Origin of the sequence: Mesorhizobium sp. B2-4-14, from assembly GCF_006442155.1 — a bacterium.
Classification (GTDB): domain Bacteria; phylum Pseudomonadota; class Alphaproteobacteria; order Rhizobiales; family Rhizobiaceae; genus Mesorhizobium.
This window is the reverse complement of sequence record NZ_VFVA01000027.1, coordinates 1-20,798: the sequence shown is the minus strand read 5'-3', so window position 1 is coordinate 20,798 and position 20,798 is coordinate 1. Positions and strand designations below refer to the sequence as shown.

General features: G+C 63.0%; 20 protein-coding genes. 10 read left to right on the top strand and 10 right to left on the bottom strand.

Features of this window, described 5'->3' with window-relative positions; translation table 11 throughout:
* Nucleotides 1-28: 28 nt before the first annotated feature.
* Both FJ938_RS21315 and FJ938_RS21310 read right to left on the bottom strand, forming a co-directional pair.
* The gene (locus tag FJ938_RS21315) at nucleotides 29-721 is read right to left on the bottom strand and encodes a GntR family transcriptional regulator (protein WP_140697099.1); all 693 of its coding nucleotides are present in this window, start codon (nucleotides 719-721) and stop codon (nucleotides 29-31) included.
* Between the two features lie 110 nt (nucleotides 722-831).
* Entirely contained in the window at nucleotides 832-1,620 is a 789-nt protein-coding gene (locus FJ938_RS21310) for a 2OG-Fe(II) oxygenase (protein WP_140607304.1), read from the bottom strand.
* Nucleotides 1,621-1,720: 100 nt separating this feature from the next.
* On the opposite strand from FJ938_RS21310, the gene FJ938_RS21305 reads away from it, so the two are divergent.
* A complete protein-coding gene (locus FJ938_RS21305; protein ID WP_140697096.1) occupies nucleotides 1,721-2,629 on the top strand; it encodes a LysR substrate-binding domain-containing protein in 909 nt (302 codons plus the stop codon).
* A gap of 44 nt (nucleotides 2,630-2,673) precedes the next feature.
* Here FJ938_RS21305 and FJ938_RS21300 read toward each other — a convergent pair whose 3' ends face one another.
* The 3 genes from FJ938_RS21300 to FJ938_RS21290 are packed head-to-tail and all read right to left on the bottom strand — an operon-like array spanning nucleotide 2,674 to nucleotide 7,262.
* Nucleotides 2,674-3,828 (bottom strand): efflux RND transporter periplasmic adaptor subunit, encoded by a 1,155-nt coding sequence (locus FJ938_RS21300; protein WP_140697093.1) that lies wholly within the window; start codon nucleotides 3,826-3,828, stop codon nucleotides 2,674-2,676.
* 15 nt (nucleotides 3,829-3,843) lie between these two features.
* A complete protein-coding gene (locus tag FJ938_RS21295) occupies nucleotides 3,844-7,020 on the bottom strand; it encodes a multidrug efflux RND transporter permease subunit (RefSeq protein WP_140607301.1) in 3,177 nt (1,058 codons plus the stop codon).
* Entirely contained in the window at nucleotides 7,014-7,262 is a 249-nt protein-coding gene (locus FJ938_RS21290) for a hypothetical protein (RefSeq protein WP_140607300.1), read from the bottom strand. Before FJ938_RS21290 ends, FJ938_RS21295 begins: the two co-directional genes overlap by 7 nt.
* Before the next feature lie 241 nt (nucleotides 7,263-7,503).
* On the opposite strand from FJ938_RS21290, the gene FJ938_RS21285 reads away from it, so the two are divergent.
* Complete coding sequence (locus FJ938_RS21285; RefSeq protein WP_140607299.1) at nucleotides 7,504-8,094, top strand: TetR/AcrR family transcriptional regulator; 591 nt, start codon at nucleotides 7,504-7,506, stop codon at nucleotides 8,092-8,094.
* Between the two features lie 310 nt (nucleotides 8,095-8,404).
* On the opposite strand, the gene FJ938_RS21280 is transcribed toward FJ938_RS21285, so the two are convergent.
* The 5 genes from FJ938_RS21280 to FJ938_RS21260 form a co-directional block, all read right to left on the bottom strand.
* Nucleotides 8,405-9,427: a LacI family DNA-binding transcriptional regulator gene (locus tag FJ938_RS21280; RefSeq protein WP_140697090.1), complete on the bottom strand. Its 1,023-nt coding sequence runs from the start codon at nucleotides 9,425-9,427 to the stop codon at nucleotides 8,405-8,407.
* 136 nt (nucleotides 9,428-9,563) lie between these two features.
* Nucleotides 9,564-10,355 carry an ATP-binding cassette domain-containing protein gene (locus FJ938_RS21275; RefSeq protein WP_140697087.1) on the bottom strand — a complete coding sequence of 264 codons (792 nt, stop codon included), beginning with the start codon at nucleotides 10,353-10,355 and terminating at the stop codon, nucleotides 9,564-9,566.
* Between the two features lie 3 nt (nucleotides 10,356-10,358).
* A complete protein-coding gene (locus FJ938_RS21270) occupies nucleotides 10,359-11,345 on the bottom strand; it encodes an ABC transporter permease (protein ID WP_140697084.1) in 987 nt (328 codons plus the stop codon).
* A gap of 115 nt (nucleotides 11,346-11,460) precedes the next feature.
* A complete protein-coding gene (locus FJ938_RS21265; protein WP_140607295.1) occupies nucleotides 11,461-12,396 on the bottom strand; it encodes a substrate-binding domain-containing protein in 936 nt (311 codons plus the stop codon).
* Nucleotides 12,397-12,665: 269 nt separating this feature from the next.
* Entirely contained in the window at nucleotides 12,666-13,823 is a 1,158-nt protein-coding gene (locus tag FJ938_RS21260; protein WP_140697082.1) for a fumarylacetoacetate hydrolase family protein, read from the bottom strand.
* A 337-nt stretch (nucleotides 13,824-14,160) separates the two neighbouring features.
* On the opposite strand from FJ938_RS21260, the gene FJ938_RS21255 reads away from it, so the two are divergent.
* The 8 genes from FJ938_RS21255 (at nucleotide 14,161) to FJ938_RS21220 (ending at nucleotide 20,738) form a co-directional block, all read left to right on the top strand.
* Nucleotides 14,161-15,045 carry an ABC transporter permease gene (locus FJ938_RS21255; protein WP_140697079.1) on the top strand — a complete coding sequence of 295 codons (885 nt, stop codon included), beginning with the start codon at nucleotides 14,161-14,163 and terminating at the stop codon, nucleotides 15,043-15,045.
* Nucleotides 15,042-15,872 (top strand): ABC transporter permease, encoded by an 831-nt coding sequence (locus FJ938_RS21250; RefSeq protein ID WP_140697076.1) that lies wholly within the window; start codon nucleotides 15,042-15,044, stop codon nucleotides 15,870-15,872. The genes FJ938_RS21255 and FJ938_RS21250 overlap by 4 nt, the downstream gene beginning before the upstream one ends.
* Nucleotides 15,873-15,913: 41 nt before the next feature.
* Nucleotides 15,914-16,984, top strand: coding sequence for an ABC transporter substrate-binding protein (locus FJ938_RS21245; protein WP_140697073.1), 1,071 nt, complete (start codon nucleotides 15,914-15,916; stop codon nucleotides 16,982-16,984).
* Nucleotides 16,985-17,213: 229 nt separating this feature from the next.
* On the top strand, nucleotides 17,214-17,822 hold the full coding sequence (locus tag FJ938_RS21240; protein ID WP_140697070.1) for a cupin domain-containing protein: 609 nt from the start codon (nucleotides 17,214-17,216) through the stop codon (nucleotides 17,820-17,822).
* Nucleotides 17,812-18,897, top strand: coding sequence for an ABC transporter ATP-binding protein (locus FJ938_RS21235; RefSeq protein ID WP_140697067.1), 1,086 nt, complete (start codon nucleotides 17,812-17,814; stop codon nucleotides 18,895-18,897). The genes FJ938_RS21240 and FJ938_RS21235 overlap by 11 nt, the downstream gene beginning before the upstream one ends.
* A 193-nt stretch (nucleotides 18,898-19,090) precedes the next feature.
* Nucleotides 19,091-19,693 carry a 2'-5' RNA ligase family protein gene (locus FJ938_RS21230; protein ID WP_140697064.1) on the top strand — a complete coding sequence of 201 codons (603 nt, stop codon included), beginning with the start codon at nucleotides 19,091-19,093 and terminating at the stop codon, nucleotides 19,691-19,693.
* Between the two features lie 147 nt (nucleotides 19,694-19,840).
* Complete coding sequence (locus FJ938_RS21225) at nucleotides 19,841-20,194, top strand: nuclear transport factor 2 family protein (RefSeq protein ID WP_140607287.1); 354 nt, start codon at nucleotides 19,841-19,843, stop codon at nucleotides 20,192-20,194.
* Between the two features lie 190 nt (nucleotides 20,195-20,384).
* A complete protein-coding gene (locus tag FJ938_RS21220; RefSeq protein ID WP_140607286.1) occupies nucleotides 20,385-20,738 on the top strand; it encodes an ArsC family reductase in 354 nt (117 codons plus the stop codon).
* Nucleotides 20,739-20,798 lie beyond the last annotated feature (60 nt).

Below are 20,798 nucleotides of genomic sequence, written 5' to 3'. Positions count from 1 at the left end.
GTCCGTTCTCAGCGATGAGGAGAGATGATCAGGCGCCTTTTGGCGTGCGCGCTTCGAGGCCGCGCGCATAGGCAAGAAGCTCTTCGAAATCGAGGTCGATGTGCTCGCGGGCGTGACGCTGGGCGGCGCGCATGTCATCGCCCTTGAGCAGCCGCACATAGGTCTCATGGACGTCCGCGGCCGGCACGGCTTCCTTGCGCGCCTGCTGGTGCAGGGCGAAATACATCTGCAACCGGCTGGTCAGCCGCTGCCATGTTTCCAGGAGCACCGAATTGTCGGCCCATTCGTGGATCAGGCCGTGCAGCTGCAGCGCGGTTTCGATCTGCCTTGTGGTGTCGCGGTCGCGCGTTGCCTGCTTGACCGCCTCGTGGCGCCGGTCGAGCTCATCGAAGAAACGCTGGTCGCGCAGCTTCCAGGTCCGCTCGATGGCGAACTCGTCCAGCACCTTGTTGAGTGAATAGGCATCGTCGATGTCCTTGGCGGTGACGTCGATGACGAAGGTCCCGGCATAGGGAATGCTGGTCAGGATGCCTTCCTGCACCAGTTCGCGCATCGCCTCGCGCAACGGCGCGCGGCTGACCCGCATCTGTTCGGAAATACGGAGCTCGTTGAGCTTCTGGCCTGGTTCGAGCTGGCCGGTCAGGATCGCACGCCGCAGCAGATACATGATTTCGGCCCGGCGCGTCGTGTCGGCAATTGGGCTGAACTCCGTCTTCACCATTCGGCCGACTCCAGCGAGAAAGAAGGCTAGACAATCAGGTTGTCGACAATCTGACAAGGCGTCATTTTCGTTTTTACCCGACACTCCGGCCCGATGCGGTTCGGGGCAACTCAGGCCGCGCGGCCGTAGAAGCCGACCCGCTCCTCGGCACTGAACATCACCCCCGGCCTTTCATAGTAGGAGAACACCGCGATCATGCGTTCGCGTTCGCCTTCGACGGTGGTGACGCGGTGCGCGGTATTCTTGCCGCGAAAGACGTTGAGCGTACCCGGCTTCATGCGCAGGATCTTGGCTTCGGGATCGCGGCCTTCGAGCAGCTTGGCGACGCCTTCGTAGTTCGGGTTGTCATCCGATCTGAGATCGGTGCGGTATTCTAGGTCGCCGCCGCGTTGCGCCTGCTGCAGCAGCAGCGTTGTGGTGAATTCCGAGCGGTCGAAATGCCAGTTCAGCGCCTCGCCGGCGCGGTAGGCCATGACATTGGCGCGGGCCAGCGGATCCTGCATGACATGCAGCCTCTCCTTGCCCATCGTCGCGGCCAGGAACCGCACCAGCGGTTCATACTCGTAGATCGTCATCACCGTGCTGCCGGGGATCTGGTCGGCGCAGACGGTGTGGCTGATGGTTTCGACCTTGCGCAGCGCGGGATGATCGGGCGCGAGTTCGGGGATATCGGGTTTGAAGTAGATGTTGTGCATGCGCTTGTGGACGTGGGATTGCGTGTCCATCACCGGCTTGATTTCCCGCACCGCCTTTTCGGCGACGCCGGGCCTCAAGAAACCTTCGAGATTGAACATGCCGTCGGCTTCGAGCGCTGCGATGGACTGTTCTACGAGGCGGTTCCATTCGGCGCTGCCCTCACGGTCGAGCGGATAAAGGTCGAGATCGAGAATGTCTTTCATGTCGCGTGCTCCATAGGTTGGGCACAGAAGAGGGCAAAAAATTCTTTCTCTCAACGCGGAAAATTATTAGGAATGGCCAAGAAAAACTTATGGAGACTGCATGGAGCGCCTGCCGCCGCTGAATGCGATCAGGGCCTTCGAGGTCGCTGCCCGCGTTGGCAGCTTCACTCTGGCGGCGAGTGAGCTTGGCGTGTCCTCGGCGGCGGTCAGCCAGCAGATACGCAACCTCGAAACCTGGTTCGGCAAGCAATTGTTCGTGCGCACCGGCAACCGCATCACGCTGACCGATGCCGGCCATGCCATCTATCCGCAGACCGCGCGTGCGCTGGGCGACATTGCCGCCATCGGCCAGCGCATGCTGGAAGGCGGCTTGAGGACACGGCTTGTGGTCAGCGTGCCGTACTCGCTGGCCGAGCTGTGGCTGGCGCCGAGACTGGCAGCACTTCTTGAAGCTTTCCCGCACATGGCGATCGACGTGCGGGCGGAAGACGATCCGGTCGACCTGACGCGCCAGGGTGTCGATCTGCGGATCTCCTATGGCGACTACCACTATCCCGGCCTGCGGATGGTCCGTCTTGTCCATGACGATGTGCTGCCGGTCTGCGCGCCAGGGTTCTGGCACCGGCATGGCAATGGCGACACAGGTCTGGCGAATCTGCATGAGAGCCTGTTCATCCACACCAATTGGGGTCCGAACTATGCCTCGCACCCGACCTGGGCGGATTGGTTCGCGGCATGCGGCGGCAACCGCTCGCCAGACCCGTCGCATGGCCGTCGCGTCGGCCTGTCCAGCCTGGCGATCGCCTCGGCACGCTTGGGCCTCGGCATTGCCCTTGGCCAGCGGGTGATGGCGCAGGCCGATCTGAAGGCAGGGCGCCTGATCGCGCCGTCATCGGTCTCGGTGCGCCTCGGTCATCCCTATTGCGCCTTCATGCCGCCAGCCCAGGCCGACCGCGCCGATGTGGCCGCTCTTGTCGGCCTGCTCGTGAAAACGGCGCCCACGACCTGAGAAAAGGTCGAGGACGCCGCGCGGAAACCGGGCCTGCGGGGGAGTCAGGTAGCCGGTTTCTGTGGCAGTGGCGAGATCGGCATTCCGGGTCCGATCTTCTGCAGATTGCTCGTGATCACCTGGTCGCCTTCGGCGACGCCGCTCAAAATGGCGATCTGGTCGCCGCTGGTCGGTCCGAGCGAAACCAGCCGCTGGTCGACCGTGTTGCCCTTGCCGACGACATAGAGATATTTGCCGAGCTGGCTCGAGCCGAGCGCCACCTGAGGCACCATCAGCGCATCGGGCTGCTGTTTGACGTGCAGCCGCACGCGCACATATTGGCCCGGCAGCAAGGTGAACTTCGCATTGCCGATGGTGGCGCGGGCCGTAATCGTGCCGGTCGAGTGGTCGACGGTGTTGTCGATGAAGGTCAGCTGACCCTTCTGGCTGGCTTCCGTAGCGCCGGGCAGTAGGACTTCGACTTCGATCGGCCCCGATGCCCGGGCTTCTTCGATCTGCGCAAGGTCCGTCTCGCTCGGATTGAAGGTAACGTAGATCGGGTCGAGCTGCACCAGCGTGTTCAGCACCGTGCCGGCGACGCTGACCAGCGTTCCGACCGAGGCCTGGTTGCGGCCCAGGCGGCCAGTGAACGGCGCATGGATTTCCGAGTAGCTCAGATTGAGTTCCGCCGTGCGCACGGCCGCCTGGTTAAGCGCCAGCGACGCCTGTGCCTCGCGCAAGGTGCTGGTGCGCTGGTCGAAGCTGTCCTTGGCCAGATAACCGCTCTTGGCCAGTTCGGAGCCGCGGCCGAGGTTGGACCGCGCATAGTCGAGCGTCGCCGTGTCGCGCTGCACCTGGGCTTTCGCCTGGTCGAGCGCGGCCTGGAAGTCGTCGGGCGAGATCTTGTAGAGCAGATCGCCCTGCCGCACATCGGCGCCGTCTTGCGCCGTCTGTTCTTGCAGATAGCCCGGCACTCTGGCCTGCAAGGTGATGCTGCGGATCGGCTCGATGCGGGCGGCGTAGTCGAGATAGATCGGGATCGTCTTCTTGACGACGCTCGCCACCGGCACGGGCATGACAAAGGCTGCCGCGGCCGGCGTCGCCGCTCCAGCCGTGCCGGCGCTCAGCCTGAGGTTGCCCATGTCGAGCAGGTGGACGCTCGCCACCGAGATGGCGCCCAGCGCGACAGCCGTTCCCAACGCGATTTTCCATTTACGCATGATCAGTCTCCAATCTTATTCGGCCGCTTGCGCCAGGGGAGGGAAGGCGGGTTCGGCGGTTGGTTCAGTGTGCGTGGCGACAGGCTCATCACCGCCACGGCGTTCGCGGAATTGTTCGATGACCGCGTAGAAGACCGGCACGAACACCAGCGACAGGATGGTCGCGGCGACCATGCCGCCAAACACGGTGGTGCCGATCGATTGGCGGCTTGCCGCGCCCGCACCCGTGGCGAACATCAGCGGCAGCACGCCGAGGATGAAGGCGAAGGCGGTCATCAGGATCGGCCGCAACCTGAGCCGCGCGGCCTCCATGGCCGCCTCGACGATGCTCAAGCCTTCCTCGCGCCGCCGTCTTGCGAACTCGACGATCAGGATCGCGTTCTTGGCCGCCAGGCCGATCAGCATGACGAAGCCGATCTGCGAGTAGACGTCGATCTGCATGCCTCGCGCCCAAAGTGCGGCGAACGCGCCGAACAGAGCGAGCGGCACCGCCAGCAGCACCATGAACGGCATCGCCCAGCTCTCATATTGAGCCGCTAGGATCAGGAAGACGAAGACGATGGCAAGGCCGAAGACGACCGACGCAATCGATCCTGCCTTGAGTTCCTGGAAGGTGATGCCGGTCCACTCGAAGCCGAAATCCCTGGGCAGTGCGGTGGTGGCCGCCCGTTCCATGGCAGCGACAGCTTGACCGGACGAGAAGCCGGGTGCGGCGCCGCCATTGATCGTGGCCGAGGCGTTGTTGTTGTAGTGCGGCACGGTCTCCGGACCGACGAACGGTACCAGCTTGCCCAGCGTGCTGAGCGGCACCATGCCGCCGGAAGCATTGCGCACATAGAGCCGCGAAATGTCTGCCGCACCCGCGCGAGCATCCTTGTCGGCCTGGATAGTCACCCGGAAGGTGCGGCCAAACAGGTTGAAGTCGTTCACGTAAAGCGAGCCGAGATAGATCTGCAGCGTGTTGAAGACGTCGGGCAGGTTGAGGCCGAGCAGCTTCGCCTTGGCTCGATCGAGGTCGTAATTGAACTGCGGCGTCGAGGTCGAGAACGGCGAGAACAGCTGCTGCGGATTGATCTCGGGCTGCTTGCGCGCCTCGGCGATCACGGCCTGCGTTGCGTCGTTAAGCGCATTGCTGCCGCGGCCGGTGAGGTCCTCCACGACGAATTCGAAACCGCCGGTCGTGCCGATGCCGGGAATGGACGGCGGATCGAAGGAGAGCGCGAAGGCTTCCGGTATCTGCAGCAGCTTCATGCGCACGTCGGCGACGAGTTTCGAGGCGCTCTGGTCGGGGCCGCGTTTCTCCCATGGCTTCAGGATGGCGAATTCGACAGCCGAATTCGACTGCGCGGCACTGGTCAGGAAGTTCAGGCCGCTGATCGAGCCGACGATGTCGACGCCGGGCGTTGCCTGCAGGATGTCACGCGCCTTCTGCGCCACCGCGTCGGTGCGTTCCAGGGAGGCGCCGTCCGGCAGTTGGATGACGACGAAGAAGTAGCCCTGGTCCTCGACCGGAAGGAAGGTCGAGGGCAGGCGCTGCCAGACGAAATAGGTGGCGACCAGCCCCGCCGCGAACAGGCCGAGCATGATCCAGCGCAAGCGGACGAGGAGGCGCACGCCATGGGCATAGGCATGCGACAGCCTGTCGAAGCCGGTGTTGAACCAGCGGAACAGCACGAATTGCGTGCCATGGCGATGGCGCAGGAAAGCGGCACTGAGCGCCGGGCTCAACGTCAGCGAATTGAAGGCGGAAATGCCGACCGAAATCGCCACCGTCAATGCGAACTGGTTGTAGAGCCGTCCCGAGACGCCGGGAATGAAGGCGACGGGTATGAACACCGCCATCAGCACGGCTGTCGTGGCGATGATCGGCCCGGTGACTTCGGCCATGGCGGCCTTGGTTGCCGCCAGTGGTCTCAGTCCGGCCTCGAGCTGTCGTTCGACATTCTCCACCACCACGATGGCGTCGTCGACGACAAGGCCGATCGCCAGCACCATGCCGAGCAGGGACAGCATGTTGAGAGAGAAGCCCAGCATCTCCATGACGACGAGCGTCGCCACCAGCGATACGGGGATCGCGATGGTCGGGATGATGGTCGTGCGCCAGCTCTGCAGGAAGATGAACACCACGGCGACGACCAGCACCAGCGCTTCGCCGAGCGTGATCAGCACGTCATGCATCGACGCCGAGACGAAGCGCGTCGTGTCGTAGTGCATGGCGTAGGAGACGCCCTTCGGGAATCGGGTCGATAGCTCCTGCATCTTGTCCTTGACGCGCTGCTGAAGGTCGAGCGCGTTGGAACCGGGCATCTGGTAGACGGCGAGCACCACCGTCGGGTCCTTGCCGAAGAAGGCCGAGGACGAGTATTGCAGCGCGCCGAGTTCGATGCGTGCGACGTCGCGTAGCCTCACCAGCGAACCGCTGGTCGTATTGGCGCGCACCACGATGTCGCCGAATTCCTTCGGGTCGCTGAGGCGGCCGACGGCGTTGACCTGCATCTCGAAGGCGGTGCCGGCCGGGGCGGGTGACTGGCCGATCTTGCCGGCCGCCACCTGCACGTTCTGCTCGGAAATGGCGTTCTGCACGTCGACGGCGGTGATGCCGAGATTGGCGAGCTTGTCCGGATCGAGCCAGACACGCATCGAATAGCGCCGCTCGCCGAAGATCTGCACGTCGCCGACGCCGGGCAAGCGCTTCAGCGGATCGACGACCTGCAGATAGGCAAGGTTCGAAAGCGCCACCGGATCGACGGAATTGTCGGGCGAGGTGAGGTTGACGATCAGCACGAAGTTCGGGTTCTGCTTCTTGATCGTCACGCCGCCCTGGTTGACGATCGCCGGCAGTGACGAAGCCGCCTGCGAGACGCGGTTCTGGACGTCGACGGCGGCAGTGCTCAAGGAATAGCCGACATCGAAGGTGATGGTGATGGTCGAGGAGCCGTCGTTGGAGCTCGTCGACGACATGTAGGTCATGCCTTGCACGCCGTTGATCTGCTGCTCCAGCGGCGTCGTCACCGTATCGGCCACCACTTGCGCGCTGGCGCCAGGATAGTGGGCGCTGACCACGACCTGTGGCGGGGTGATGTCGGGAAACTGCGAGACCGGCAGCAGGAAATAACAAATCGTCCCGGCGAGCACCATGATGATGGCGATCGCGGAGGCGAAGATCGGACGGTGGATGAAGAAATTTACCACGACACACACACCTCGCCTGCTGCTCTTGCCCTGCCGAATGCACGGGCAACGGTGGACAGCCGCTGGCGGCGCCTGGTGTCATTCCGCGTGCGGAGCAGCGGTTCGTCGCGGTTCTGCGCATCGGCGAGCGACCGCAGCATCGTTTCGAGGGCGTGCGGGTCGACGCCATCGGCTTTCATGACCAGCCGGATCATCGGATCCCGGACGGCTTCATCTATGGTAAGATCGCGGCGCTGTGACATTGGCCGGCTCCTTGTCTGTCGATTCGCAGCCCATGCTCGCGAACCGTTTTTCATCTCTTCACCGGCCGAGGCCGCATGATTGGCAATCGTCTCTCTCGATCTGGTAGGACCAGGTCACGACCTTGTTATTGACGGCGGACGATATAGGTGTTACCAGTAAGTAACATTCTGGAAGTTACAGACCGGTAACACCCTAGTCAAGAGGTGGCCGAGGGTTTTTTGGAAACGAAAGGAGATCATGATGACAGACGGCGTCGTGGAGCGCTCTCGTCCCCGGGATCGGATCCTGGAGACGGCACGCGACATGTTCCACAAGCACGGCATCAAGGGCGTCGGCGTCGACGCCATCACCGAAGCCGCCGGCACGAACAAGATGACGCTCTATCGTCACTTCGAATCCAAGGACGATCTCATCGTCGAGTGCCTGCGCGCCAATGCGGCCAAGGTCGGCGCGATGTGGGAAACATTCGAAGCGGAGCATCCGGGCGACAAGCTCGCGCAGCTTCACGCCTGGGTTTCCAAGGCGGCCGCCATGCTCAATACCGACGGCCGTGGCTGCGACATGGCCAATGCCGCCGCTGAGCTGACCGAGCCAGACCATCCGGCAAGGCGCGTGATCAAGGAACTCAAGGAAGCCCAGCGCGAACGCCTGGTCGGACTCTGCCGCGATGCCGGCATCGGCCAGGCCGAGCTTCTCGCCGATACGCTGTCGCTGCTGTTCGAGGGCGCGCGTGTCAGCGTGCAGACCGTGGGCACCGAAGGCCCCAGCACGCAATTCGTGCGCATGGCGGAAGGCCTGATCGTTTCCTTCCGGGGCGCTGCGGCCGGCTGAAATTCGTCGCGGCTATCAGTCATTCCCCACCGCATCAGCGGGCGATGCCTGACGCCTTTGTTGGCCGGCTGCTACCGCACTACCCGCCGGCTGAACGAAAAAAGCCCGCTGCCGGGAGGAGGTGGCAGCGGGCTCGATTTCGAATGTGGTGCGGGAGGAGGTGCACCCCATTCAGCGCCAGCATCGCATCTGGGAGGAGTAGATGGCCGACAACCAGAAGCTACGAATTGCCCAATGATTCGGCAATCACGAATAGTGCATAGCAGCTGTGCAGATTTGCCGTGCCGCCCCGTGACATTCGGGTGCGACCTCACTGCACCGGCACGTTTTCCCTGAAAATCAGCCGCGGCTCGATAAATTTCCGGGTCAGATAGGGTGCCGATGACGCAATGGAGCCGAGCAGGCGGATGACCGATTGTTCTGCGATCAGCCTCGCATGCTGGTCGATGACGACGTCGACAAGGTCGTCGACGAGGTAGCCGCGCGTCTCCTTGGTCAGGTCGTGGCAGATGAACACCGGTTTGCGATTGGGCCGCGTCTCCCGGATGGCTTTCGCAACACCGGAGCGTCCGGCCCCGACGCAATAGATGCCGAGCAGTTCCGGTTCGTTGCGCAGCGCCTTCATGGTCTCGGCGTAGCTGGCATCCGGCTCGTCGTTGATCTCGACGGCGCTGCTGATGGTCAGGTTGGGAAACTCCTCGCCAAGCACCGAGCGGAAACCCATTTCGCGTTCTTCATGCCCACGATAGGAGCGTGAGCCGACGACCATCGCCAGCTGACCCTCGCGGCCGCCGAGGAAACGCCCCATCAACAGTGCCGCGGTTCGCCCCGCCACCCGGTTGTCGATGCCGACATAGGCCGAGCGGGGGGCGGCCGGAATATCCGACACCAGCGTCACCAGGCGGATGCCGGCTTCGACGATGTCGCCCAGTATGTTGCGGGTTCGTGGATGGTCGATGGCGATGACACCGACGCCATTGGCCTTCAGCGACAGGTTTTCCACGGCTGTCTGCAATGCGTTCGGCGAGATACCGGCGAGGTTGTGGATCCGGCAGGACGCGACCAGCGGCAGGCGCGACGCATAGTCCTCGATGTGCCTTGCCAGATCCTGCATGAAGGCGTTGCTGCCGATCGGCAGGAAGAATTCGAGGTTTGCGGGCTTGGAGGGCAGCGTCACCTGATCGGCGACCGGCAAATAGCCAAGCTGCTTGGCGGCCTCCATGACGCGCTGCCTGTTGGCGGCGCTCACGCCGGGCCGATTGTTGAGCACCCTGTCGACCGTCGCCGTCGAGAGCCCGCAGTTCCTGGCGATATCGGAGACGGTGGCCTTCATGCCGCAACCCTATGCGTCGACGCGTTGCCGCGCCAGACGGGTGATGTGAGAAGCGATGCGATCTGAGCAACGGATGATTGCCCACCATCATCCCATTCGCATTCGACGGTTTCGACAGGACGGCTTCCGCCCGTCCTCAGTGCGCCGGTTTGCCGTCGGCGATGGCGTCCCGGATTTCCTTGTCCGACATGCCGGTGATGATCCGTTCGACTTCCGCGACACTGGTCTTCTTCGGATCGATGTCGTCGGCGACCACCTTGCCCCGGCGCATGACGACGATGCGGTCGACCACCTGGAAGACATGGTGGATGTTGTGCGCGATGAAGATGCAGGAATGACCGGAATCGCGTGCGTTGCGCACGAAACTCAGCACGCCCTGTGTTTCGGCCACGCCAAGGTTGTTGGTCGGCTCGTCGAGGATGATGAGGTCGCTATCGAAATGCATGGCGCGCGCGATCGCCACCGCCTGCCGCTCGCCGCCGGAGAGCGAGCCGATCGGCGTCGTCGGTGGAATGTTCTTCGAAATGCCGACCTGCTTGAGCAGGTCGCGGGCGACCGTGTTCATCGCCTCCTGGTCCATGCGGTTGAGGAAGCGCGGCGGTTTGATCGGCTCTCGCCCCAGGAACAGGTTGCGGGCGATAGACAATTGCGTGACCAGTGCGGAGTCCTGGTAGATGGTCTCGATGCCGTTGGCGATTGCGTCGCTGGTGCTGCGCAGGTTCACCTTCTTGCCGCGGATGAAGATGTCGCCGCTGGTCAGCGGCACGGCGCCCGACAGCACCTTGATCAGCGTCGACTTGCCGGCGCCGTTGTCACCGAGCAGACCGACGATCTCTCGTTCGTTGACATGAAAATTGGCATCCACCAGCGCCTGCACGCGGCCGTAGGACTTGCGGATGTTCTGCATGCGGATGAGCGGTTCAGCCATGGTTCAAGTCCCTGCCTGATGCCGGCGTTCCAGCCATGAGTGGAGTGCCATCATGCCAAGGATGATCGCGCCGATGAAGATGTTGTAGGCAAGGCCGGGTACACCGATCAGCACGATGCCGTTGCGCATCACGCGCAGGATCAGGATGCCGAGCACCGTGCCGATGATGGTGCCGCGCCCGCCGGTCAGCGCCGTGCCGCCGATGACCACCATGGCGATCACCTCGAGTTCGTAGCCGGTGCCGCTGTTGGGGTTGGCGGCGGATGTGCGCAGCGAAGAGATGACGCCGGCAAGCGAGGCCATGACCGACGACAGGACGAACAGGCCGACCTTGACGCGGTTGACATTGACGCCGCGAGCGCGCGCTGCGTTGGGATTGCCGCCCGCCGCCTGGATCCAGTTGCCGGTCCGGCTTTGCGTCAGCACATAGCCGAGCGCGATTGCCGCGGCGATGAACCAGAACAGCGACATGTAGATGCGGAACGGGCCGATGAAGAAGTCGCCGACCAGCGCTTCCGCCAGCCAGCTGCCTTCGGCGCTCCAGGTCCGCTGCGGAAAGCCATCGGTGATGAAAAGGGCGCTGCCGCGCACCACCAGAAGCATGCCGAGCGTCACCAGGAAGGACGGGATCTTGAGCTGCGTGACGAACCAGCCATTGACCAGGCCGATGAGCGCGGCGACCACCAGCGCGACGACGAAGCCCATCTCCAGCGAGGTGACGCCGCCATTGAACAGCGTCCACATCAGCACCGGCGAGAAGCCGAACAGGGACCCGACGGACAGGTCGAATTCGCCCGACGTCATCAGCAATGTCATCGCCAGCGCGATCAGGCCGAGTTCGACAGTGAAGGCCAGCGTGTTGGAGATGTTCTGCGGCGACAGGAAATCGGGGTTGATGCTCCAGAAAACGGCGATTTCGACGACCAGCAGGACGAAGGGTCCGAATTCCGGCCGCGCGATCAGGCGTTGGATGAGCGAATGATTTTCCACTGGGAACCCGCGACATGGTTGGAACGGGCCGCGACCCCCCACCGCATAGGCGGGCAGTCGCGGCGCAAGAAGGCATCTGGCGCCATGCCGGAACGGCGCGGCGCCAGGATCGCGGTTATTTGCCGGACAGGATCTTGTCGTAGACCCCGGCGGTGTCTTTCTCATAGAGCGCGCCGGTGATGACGTTGAAGCCTGGAGGAATGCCGCTGGCGGCCATGTTGGCCAGCGACAGCGCGACATAGCTGGTCGCCTGCGGGTCTTGCCACTGGCCGGCATTGACGTAGCCGTTCAGCACTTCCTGGGTGGTGTCGAGAGAATTGCCCCAGCCCACGACCGGGATTTCGCCGGGCTTGATGCCGACCTGGTCGAACACCCGCTTGATCGAGCCGGTGACGAGGTCGCCGAGGCCGATGATGGCCTTCACCTTGCCCTTATGGGCGGTGAGATAGTCGACCATGCGGTTGATCACTTCGGCCTGGTCGAGCGTCGCCTCGGTGACTTCATAGGTGACGCCGAGTGGGCCGAAGACGCTCTTGATACCTTCTTCCTCCTGGACGCCATAGGTGGCGCCGGGGATCTCGACCGGCATCCAGACGAAGTCGCCCTTCTTCACCAGCCCCTTGTCGACCAGATACTGCGCCCAATGCTTGCCGAAGGTGACGTTGTCGCCGCCGACATAGGCATTGAAATTGGCCTTGGGATCGGGCGTGTTGAAGTTGATGATCGGGATGTTGGCGGTACGGGCTTCCTTGACGATCTCAACCAGGCTGCCCGGATCTGGGCTGGTGGTGACGATGCCGTCGGCCTTGGCCGAGATCGCGGCGCGAACCGCTTCCTGCTGGGAGGCAACGTCGCCATTGTGGAACGAGGTGTTGACGGTGTTGCCGGTGTCCTTTGCCCATTGCTTGGCGCCGGCAAGGAAGTAGGTCCAGACCGGATCGGCCGGGCCGCCATGTGAAATCCAGTAGAACGTCTTGGCCTGGGCGGCTGCCGGTAGAACCGTCAGCGCGACCAGCAGGCCGTAGAGCACAAGTCTTAGTCTCGTCAGCATTTGATTTCCTCCCGGTTGAAGATGATCCGTCCCTTGTTCCGGCTTCAGCCGGATTGCGTCTTTTGCCAGCGCCGCTCGGATGCCCAAGAGCATTCCCTTTTTCGGCGGATGGCAAGCCTCCATCTGCAGATGTAGTTGGCGGCTGACCGGGCGCCATCAACGGCCCCATCAGATTCAGTTGGGGTGATTTTTCCGGGCAGCGGGATGATTGGCGTCGAGGCTCAGCCGAGCAACCGTCCTGACCGTCCGGCAGGCCGGTTGCGCCACAGCTAGATGAGACCGGCCTTGGCGAGGTCGCGCATCAGATGGCTGGCGCCGTAGGTCCAGTGCGGGCAATCGGGCGACAGCCGCACCCGGTTGACCAGCGCGCCGAATTTTTCCGACGAGATGGTGACGATGTCGCCGACCTTGTGGGTAAAGCCCTTGCCCTTTTCGCCGCGATCCTTCGAGGGCACGAACATGGTGCCGAGATAAAGCGCCAGCCCATCCGGATATTGGTGATGCGGACCCATGGCAGCGGCGACCAGTTCTTCGGGCGAGCGGCTGATCTCGGCCATCGAGCTTGCGCCCTCCAGCGAGAACCCATCCTCGCCCTCGACCTTCAGGCGCACGACGGCGCGCTTCACGTCGTCGATCGAGAATGCGTCGTCGAACAGGCGGATGAAAGGACCGAGGGAAGCCGACGCATTGTTGTCCTTGGCCTTGCCGAGCAGCAGCGCCGAACGCCCCTCGACGTCACGCAGATTGACATCGTTGCCGATGGTGGCGCCGACGATCCTGCCGCTGCTGGCGGCGATCATGGCGATCTCCGGCTCCGGATTGTTCCAGGTCGACACCGGGTGAAGGCCCACATCGGCGCCGAAGCCGACCGAAGCCATCGGCTGGCACTTGGTGAAGATTTCCGCATCCGGGCCGATGCCCACTTCCAGATATTGCGACCAGGCGCCGCGCGAAATCAGCTTGGCCTTGATCTCCATCGCTTCGGGCGAACCGGGCTTGAGCTTCGAAAGGTCATGGCCGATCAGCCCGGCAATGTCGGCGCGGATGGCGTCGGCCTTTTCCGCCGAGCCGCGCGCCTGCTCCTCGATCACCCGTTCGAGCAGGCTGACGACAAAAGTCACGCCCGATGCCTTGATGGCCTGCAGGTCGACCGGGGACAGGAGGTATGGCTTTGCCGGATCACGCGTGGCCTCGAAACTGTTGGCCGCGATGTCGTCGAGGGAGCCGATCGGCTTGCCCTCGGCCGAGCGCACATGCCTTGCCGGATCGGCCATCTCGCAGACGTCGCGCACGGTCGGCGCCGCGCTCGACGTGATGTCGAAGACGATGCCGTCACGCACCGTGATCACCAGGGGATACAAGGCATCGCTGCTCCTGGCGCGGCCGACAAAAAGGCCCTCGGTCGGCAGATGCGTCGGGTTCGTCATGCGTGCGGTCCTCTGATCATCGAATGCGGGCTTGCCGGGTCGGCGCGGCACTTTCCCCGGATTCCGCCCAAAGGTCTATCCCATTCGATGGCGATTCAGACTGCCGTCTCGTCCATGAAATTCCGGCTTTGCGACAAGCGGGTCTGCGTCGGCACTGTCGAGACCCGGCTGAGTCTTTTCAAGAGCGTGAAACCTCTGGGTATTCATGTGACTCGTTCAAACCTTGTCGAAACGGTTTCAATGGATGCCCGTCACAATCCACCGGCGGGATTTCGCTTGACAGTTTCACAAATATGAAAAACTCTTTGGTAATTTCAAAATTTGGGTGAGCCGGTCGATGTCGACCCTAGTTGCGGCACAGGTGTCCGAGGCCCGGTCTTCGTCGGGCTTCCGGTTCGCCATGCTGCTGCCGGGCGCGCTGGTCACTTTCCTGCTGATCCTGTTTGCGCTTGGCCTCGTGCTTTTCCTTGCCTTCCGCGGCAATGACGGTTCGCTGCTGGGCAGCGGCTTCGGCCTGGCGAATTTCGCCACGGTGGTTTCGGATCCGCTCTACTGGACGGTGACGCTGCGCTCGTTGGTCATCGCCGGGCTGGTGACCCTGGCCACGGTCGTCACCGCCTATCCCGTCGCCTACTACCTTGCGTTCTACGCCGGGCGGCGGCGTGGCCTGCTCCTGTTCCTGGTGACACTGCCGTTCTGGACCAGCTACCTGCTGCGCGTCTTCGCCTGGAAGATCGTGCTCGCCTATAACGGCGTCCTGAACTCGGCGCTGATCGAAAGCGGTATCTGGTCACAGCCGACCTTGGCGTTTCTCAATACGCCAGCGGCTGTGGTCGTCACGCTGGCCCACGCTTATGCGCCGTTCGCCATCCTGCCGATCTATGTGGCGCTGGAGACCATTCCGAAATCGCTGATCGAGGCCGCTTCAGACCTTGGCGCGCGGCCGTTCACGTCCTTTCGCCGGGTCGTGCTGCCGAACTCGATGCCGGGCGTCCTGGCCGCGGCCCTGGTCGTCTTCGTGCCGACGGTCGGCGACTATGTCACCCCGGCGATGGTCGGCGGACCGGCCAGCACCATGATCGGCACACTGATCCAGTCGCAGTTCGGCAAGGCCAACGACTGGCCGTTCGGCGCGGCCCTTTCGGTCTGCGTCATGCTGGTCATCCTGGTCGTGGTGCTGGTCGCACGCGGCGCCGACCGCAGGTTTGGCAGCCGCACATGAGAGTGGAACGCCTCGGCACGCAACGAAATGGCCGCTGGCTAGGCCTCTATGTGCTCGCCTACCTCGTGTTTCTCTATCTCCCGGTTCTGCTGATTCCGCTGTTTTCCTTCAATGATTCCATCCAGGCGGCGTTTCCGCTGCAGGGCTTCACGCTGCAGTGGTACGCGACCCTCTATGGCAATTCCGCTCTGTCGGGCGCGCTCCTGAACAGTCTCGTCATCGGCGCCATCGCGGCCTCCGGCGCCACGCTGTGCGGCATTACCGTGTCCTATATGGACCTCTACGGCCGCTCGCCATTGGCCGCCACCATCAGCGCCATCGCACGGCTGCCGATCCTCATTCCAGGCGTCATCGTCGGCATATCGCTGTTGATCCTGATCAACCTCGTTGGCGTTGGACCGTCGCGTGTCGCCATCGTGCTCGGCCATATACTGGTGGCGCTGCCAACCACCGTGGTCGTCATGCGCAGCCGCTTCGCCGCCATCCCCAGGACGGTTCGCGAGGCGGCGCTCGACCTTGGCGCCTCCGACTGGACGACGTTCCGGCGCGTCATGCTGCCGCTCAGCCTGCCCGCCGTGCTGTCGGCCTTCATGCTCGCCTTCCTGATCTCCTTCGACGAATTCATCGTCGTCTTCTTCCTTGCCGGCACCGAGCCGACCCTGCCGCTCTACATCTGGAGCCAACTGCGCTTTCCCCGCTCGCTGCCCACCGTCATGGCGCTGGGGACGATGATCCTGGCCGTGTCCTTCATCATCGCCGGCACAGCCGAGATCCTGCGCCATCGCGGGCTTGGCGCGGTGCGCCGGATATCCGCCAATTCAGCCTGATCACAACAACGCCAACCACAACAAAGAAGAGGAGAACGAAAATGGCATTCCACCTGAAATCGATAGCCGGACACAAGGCCCGGGCCGGCCTTGCCGCACTGGCGCTCGCACTGTCGTCGACCGTGGCGTTGGCCGCCGAGAAGCTGCAATACTTCACCTGGTCAGGGTACGAGCTGCCCGATTTCAACAAGAGCTTCCTCGCCGCGCATCCCGATGGCTTCGAGGCCTCCATCTTCGGTGACGATGACGATGCCTTCACCAAGGTCAAGGCAGGCTTCCGCCCCGACATAGCGCATCCCTGCTACGACAAGGTGGCGCGCTGGAACAAGGAAGGCCTGCTGCAGCCGATCGACACCAAGCGCATCAAGAACTGGGATTCGGTCTTCCCCGTGTTCAAGAACCTGCCCGATTTGCAGGCGGGCGACGGCAAGGTCTGGATGGTGCCGTGGGACTGGGGCAACACCTCGATCCTCTACCGCACCGATCTGGTGAAGAACCCCGAAGCGAGCTGGAAACTTCTGTGGGACAAGCAGTATGCCGGCCGCATGGCGACCATCGACGCCGTCCACGACACGCCCATCGTCGCGGCACTGCTTGCCGGCGTGAACCCCTTCGACATGACTGCGGACCAAATGGACAAGGTCGCCGAGAAGCTGCGCGAACAGCGCCCGCTGCTGTCGAGCTACACCACCGATATGACTTCGGTCGAGCAGGCGCTGGCCAGTGGCCAGCTGGTCGCCGCCATGACCTGGAACGCATCGGCCACTTCGCTGAAGAAGCAGGGCGTGCCGGTCGAGTTCATGAGGCCGAAGGAAGGGATGCTGACCTGGGCCTGCGGTTTCGTCATGCTCAAGGACGCCAAGAACGTCGATCTCGCCTATGACTTCATCAACAGCCGGCTGGACGCCGAGTCGGGCAAATTCCTGATCCAGTCCTATGGCTATGGCAGCTCGCTCTCGACTGCCTTCGCCGGTGTGCCGAAGGACGAATTGGAAAAGCTCCAGCTGCCGTCCGACCCTGAAGTAATGCTGAAGAGCACGATCTTCACCGGCCCGATGAAGCAGAATGACGATGTCGCCAAGATGTTCGAGAAGGTGAAGGCCGGCGGGTGACGCTGGCCAGCCTTGTTGGAGGCGATTGGATTACTGAAGCTTGCGCCGCCCCTCATCCGCCTGCCCCTTCTCCCCGTAATAGAGACGGGGAGAAGGGGACTGGCCGCAACGTCGGCGACCCCCTCTCCCCGTTTTTTCACGGGGAGAGGGTAAGGGTGAGGGGCAGCGCAAACGTGCGAACGACAATGCTGCGTTGCTCGATAAGGATGCGGCAAACGAGGACCGATGCATGGACATGCTGGACGAACAGGCCGAGAAACCCAAGGACGATGCCGACGTTCGCGTCGGTCGGCGGGTGCGGGCCCTGCGGCTCGAGCGCCGCCTTTCGCTGGCGGAGCTTGCCGCCAGGGCGGGCGTGTCGATCGGCGCGCTCAGCCAGATCGAGCGCGGCATGTCTTCGCTGCGCGTCAAGGTGATCTGGCCGCTCGCCGCGGCTCTGGACATCGAGCCGTCGGCGCTGATCGCCGACGGCGACGATGCCGCCAACGATCTCTACTGCGTGCGTGCCAACTGCCGCCGCGCCATCCCGGTGAAGTCGGAGGGCATCGCCAAGGCGCTGCTGTCGCCGCCGGGCGCGACGCTGACCGGCATGCTGGTAACGGTGGAAGCCGGCGGCGGCACCGCGGAAGCCTATGCGCATGTAGGCCATGAGTTTGGCTACGTATTGGCCGGCGAGGTCGAACTGGTGGTGGATTCGACAAAATACGTGCTGAAGACCGGCGACAGTTTTGCCTTCAAGAGCACGCTGTTGCACGCTTTCCGCAATCCTGGCGGCGAGGAATGCCGGATCCTCTGGGTCAACACCACGAAACCGTCCGAGGTTCGCGATGGCGCCTGATCCGCTCGTCCGCCTGCAGGCGGTATCGAAGATTTTTCCCGGCGGTATCGTCGGGCTCGACGCCGTCGATCTCGACATCATCAGCGGCGAGTTCATCACCCTGCTCGGACCATCGGGCTGCGGCAAGACCACCAGCCTGCGCGTCATTGCGGGCTTCGAAAGCCCGTCGAGCGGCGCGGTGCTGCTCGACGGCCGCGACATCACCGCGCTTCGACCTTACGACCGGCCGGTCAATACCGTGTTCCAGGACTACGCGCTGTTCCCGCACATGAACGTCGCCGAAAATGTCGGCTTCGGTCTGTCGCTGCGCAAATTGTCCGGAGCCGAACAGGCAAAACGCGTCGGTGAAGCCCTCGACATGGTCGGCCTCGCCGACAAGCTTCGTGCCCGCGTTTCCGAACTCTCCGGCGGCCAACGCCAGCGCGTCGCGCTCGCCCGCGCCATCGTCTGCGAACCGCGCGTGCTCTTGCTCGACGAACCGCTGTCGGCGCTTGACGCGCATCTGCGCGAACAGATGCAGGTCGAGTTGAAGCGGCTGCAGTCGCGGCTTGGCACCACCTTCGTCATGGTCACCCATGACCAGACCGAAGCGCTGTCGATCTCCGACCGCATCGTCGTCATGAACAAGGGCCGCATCGAACAGATCGCGCCACCGGCGGTACTGTACGACCGGCCCGCCACGACGTTCGTGGCGAGCTTCATCGGCACCATGAATCTCCTGCAGTCGCATTTCGTCGGCCGCGAGGGCGATCGCCTGCGTTTCGCCGCCGGCGCCCTGGCGGTGGAGGCAACTTCTGAAACTGGGAAGTCACCCGGGCAAGGCGAAGTGCGGACCATCGGCGTGCGCCCGGAGGACTTGCTGGCAACGACCGAGGCCGCGCCGGGCACGGCGCCGGCGCGCGTCAACAGCGTCGTCTTTCATGGCCGCACGCTGCGGCTGCATGCCGAACTCGACCAAGGCGCACCTATTGTCATCGATGCGCCGCGCCAGGCTGAGGGTTTCCAGTTCAGCGTCGGCGACGTGGCGCATATCAGCCTGCGCCGTGGCGCCAACTGCCCTATGCTGCCCAGCTGACCTGCTCCATCGGCGGCTACGGCAGTCGGGCAACGGCCGCGAATACGCCGACTGGGGTCCATGACTTTCTCGAGGTCAAGGGCATCGGATGCGGGGTGGGCTTCGAAGCAATCCACGCTTGACTCAAAGAGATGTACCTGTTTTGTTCTAACGCCGGAGCAAAACGGGAGCGTTCCTTGGCGAGCGTACGCGTATGTACCAAGGCGAGTTCGATTTCGGAATTCCAGAGCCGCCATGGCGGCCTAAGCGGCCGGAGCGCGTCTTCTACGGCTTGTTTCTGCAGCAGAAGGACTATTCGCGGTTTGCGGATTGTCAAAGCCAGCTGTGCGGCCAATGTGAGATAACCGCCTCACGTCTGCTGTATCACCGGTTTCACGTCAGCCTGCAACATGTCGGTGATTACAAAAGGCTGCCAGAGAAAATCATCTTCGCAGCGGCCCGATCGGGGCGGCGCATCGCGATGTCTGAGTTTGATGTCACCTTTCGCCAATTCAGGAGCTTTCCCGGTCGCCCGGCGACGAGGAGCCGCCCGGCCAAGCATCCTTTCGTGCTTCTCGCCGATGACGGACCGGTTTGCGAATTGAGCAGGAAGCTCGGCGCTGAAATGTCGCGCGAAGGACTCAAAGCTTCAGACGGTTTCGTTCCACATTTGACGCTGGCCTATGACCAGAAACTTATTCCGCAACAGCCTATCGGCCCAATCAGCTTTGTCGCCCGGGAGTTCGTTCTTGTGCACAGCTTGCGCGGACTGAAGAAGTACGTTTTCCCGGACTGTTGGCCGCTCAGTGCGATGTGATGCGCCGATCGCTCGCCCTCAAACCGTCGTCCCAGAGCCGCGCTATGTCTATCGTCCTGACAAAGCTTGTCAGCTGTCGTGCGGGCAAAGCTGGCGGACTGGCGAGCGCTTTCCTACTTCGAGTGCGTCGGAACAGGAGGAAGACAAATGACCGTCGCGGAAATTGCCAAGGATTTCACCGAACTGCTCAGGCGGGGCGACAACGAAAGTGCCGCTCAGAAGTACAATGCCGACGAAATCGTCAGCTATGAAGCCATGGAGGGCCCTATGGCCGTCTGCAACGGCAAGGAAGCCGTGAAACAGAAGGGCCAGTGGTGGCAAGAGAACAACCAAGTGCACGGCGGCTCCGTCGAGGGGCCCTATATCAACGGCGACCAGTTCGCGGTGCGCTTCACGTTTGACATAACGCCCAAGGCTACGGGCGAGTGCGTCACCATGGATGAGGTTGGCCTGTACACAGTCAAGAACGGCAAGATTACCGAAGAGCGCTTCTACTATTGAGGCAATGCCGCCGGCTTTCCGGAGTCTGCTTTCTTCGCTGCAGGCGAAAAACGAGCATGGCGGCCGGGGCAATGCCCTGGCCGTTCATGCAAGGTTCAAATCATCTTCACATGGGATGCGGGCGCTGGCAAAGCGGGAAGGGCGGTTTTAGGGTGCGGGACGGATTCGACAATCAGCAGGGAAGCGCGCTTTGACGATCACCATGTATGGCATCACCAACTGTGACACGATCAAGAAGGCGCGCATCTGGCTGGAGAGCCATGACGTGCCTTATCGTTTCCATGACTATCGGGCCGACGGGATCGAAGCGGGCAGGCTGAATGGCTGGGTCGGCAAGGTCGGCTGGGAAAAGCTCCTCAACAAGGGCAGCACCACGTTCCGCGAACTGCCGGAGACAGACAAGCAATCGCTCGACGAAAAGCAGGCCAAGGCGCTGATGCTGGCCAGACCGACGATGATCAAGCGCCCGGTGCTGGAAATTGGTGACAGTGTTCTCGTGGGGTTCAAGCCGGATGTCTATGAGCAGGCGGTTGGTGCAAAGTAGATAGGCGGCGATCCTTCGCGCCCCCCTCTGTCCTGCCGGACATCTCCCCCACAAGGAGGG

What these genes read in the sequence shown, in the direction of transcription:
- FJ938_RS21315 (WP_140697099.1), bottom strand. Translation starts at nt 721, where the DNA reads ATGGTGAAGACGGAGTTCAGCCCAATTGCCGACACGACGCGCCGGGCC.
- FJ938_RS21230 (WP_140697064.1), top strand. Translation starts at nt 19,091, where the DNA reads ATGTACCAAGGCGAGTTCGATTTCGGAATTCCAGAGCCGCCATGGCGG.
- FJ938_RS21265 (WP_140607295.1), bottom strand. Translation starts at nt 12,396, where the DNA reads ATGCTGACGAGACTAAGACTTGTGCTCTACGGCCTGCTGGTCGCGCTG.
- FJ938_RS21275 (WP_140697087.1), bottom strand. Translation starts at nt 10,355, where the DNA reads ATGGCTGAACCGCTCATCCGCATGCAGAACATCCGCAAGTCCTACGGC.
- FJ938_RS21290 (WP_140607300.1), bottom strand. Translation starts at nt 7,262, where the DNA reads ATGTCACAGCGCCGCGATCTTACCATAGATGAAGCCGTCCGGGATCCG.
- FJ938_RS21245 (WP_140697073.1), top strand. Translation starts at nt 15,914, where the DNA reads ATGGCATTCCACCTGAAATCGATAGCCGGACACAAGGCCCGGGCCGGC.
- FJ938_RS21250 (WP_140697076.1), top strand. Translation starts at nt 15,042, where the DNA reads ATGAGAGTGGAACGCCTCGGCACGCAACGAAATGGCCGCTGGCTAGGC.
- FJ938_RS21260 (WP_140697082.1), bottom strand. Translation starts at nt 13,823, where the DNA reads ATGACGAACCCGACGCATCTGCCGACCGAGGGCCTTTTTGTCGGCCGC.
- FJ938_RS21300 (WP_140697093.1), bottom strand. Translation starts at nt 3,828, where the DNA reads ATGCGTAAATGGAAAATCGCGTTGGGAACGGCTGTCGCGCTGGGCGCC.
- FJ938_RS21240 (WP_140697070.1), top strand. Translation starts at nt 17,214, where the DNA reads ATGGACATGCTGGACGAACAGGCCGAGAAACCCAAGGACGATGCCGAC.
- FJ938_RS21280 (WP_140697090.1), bottom strand. Translation starts at nt 9,427, where the DNA reads ATGAAGGCCACCGTCTCCGATATCGCCAGGAACTGCGGGCTCTCGACG.
- FJ938_RS21235 (WP_140697067.1), top strand. Translation starts at nt 17,812, where the DNA reads ATGGCGCCTGATCCGCTCGTCCGCCTGCAGGCGGTATCGAAGATTTTT.
- FJ938_RS21255 (WP_140697079.1), top strand. Translation starts at nt 14,161, where the DNA reads ATGTCGACCCTAGTTGCGGCACAGGTGTCCGAGGCCCGGTCTTCGTCG.
- FJ938_RS21305 (WP_140697096.1), top strand. Translation starts at nt 1,721, where the DNA reads ATGGAGCGCCTGCCGCCGCTGAATGCGATCAGGGCCTTCGAGGTCGCT.
- FJ938_RS21310 (WP_140607304.1), bottom strand. Translation starts at nt 1,620, where the DNA reads ATGAAAGACATTCTCGATCTCGACCTTTATCCGCTCGACCGTGAGGGC.
- FJ938_RS21285 (WP_140607299.1), top strand. Translation starts at nt 7,504, where the DNA reads ATGACAGACGGCGTCGTGGAGCGCTCTCGTCCCCGGGATCGGATCCTG.
- FJ938_RS21225 (WP_140607287.1), top strand. Translation starts at nt 19,841, where the DNA reads ATGACCGTCGCGGAAATTGCCAAGGATTTCACCGAACTGCTCAGGCGG.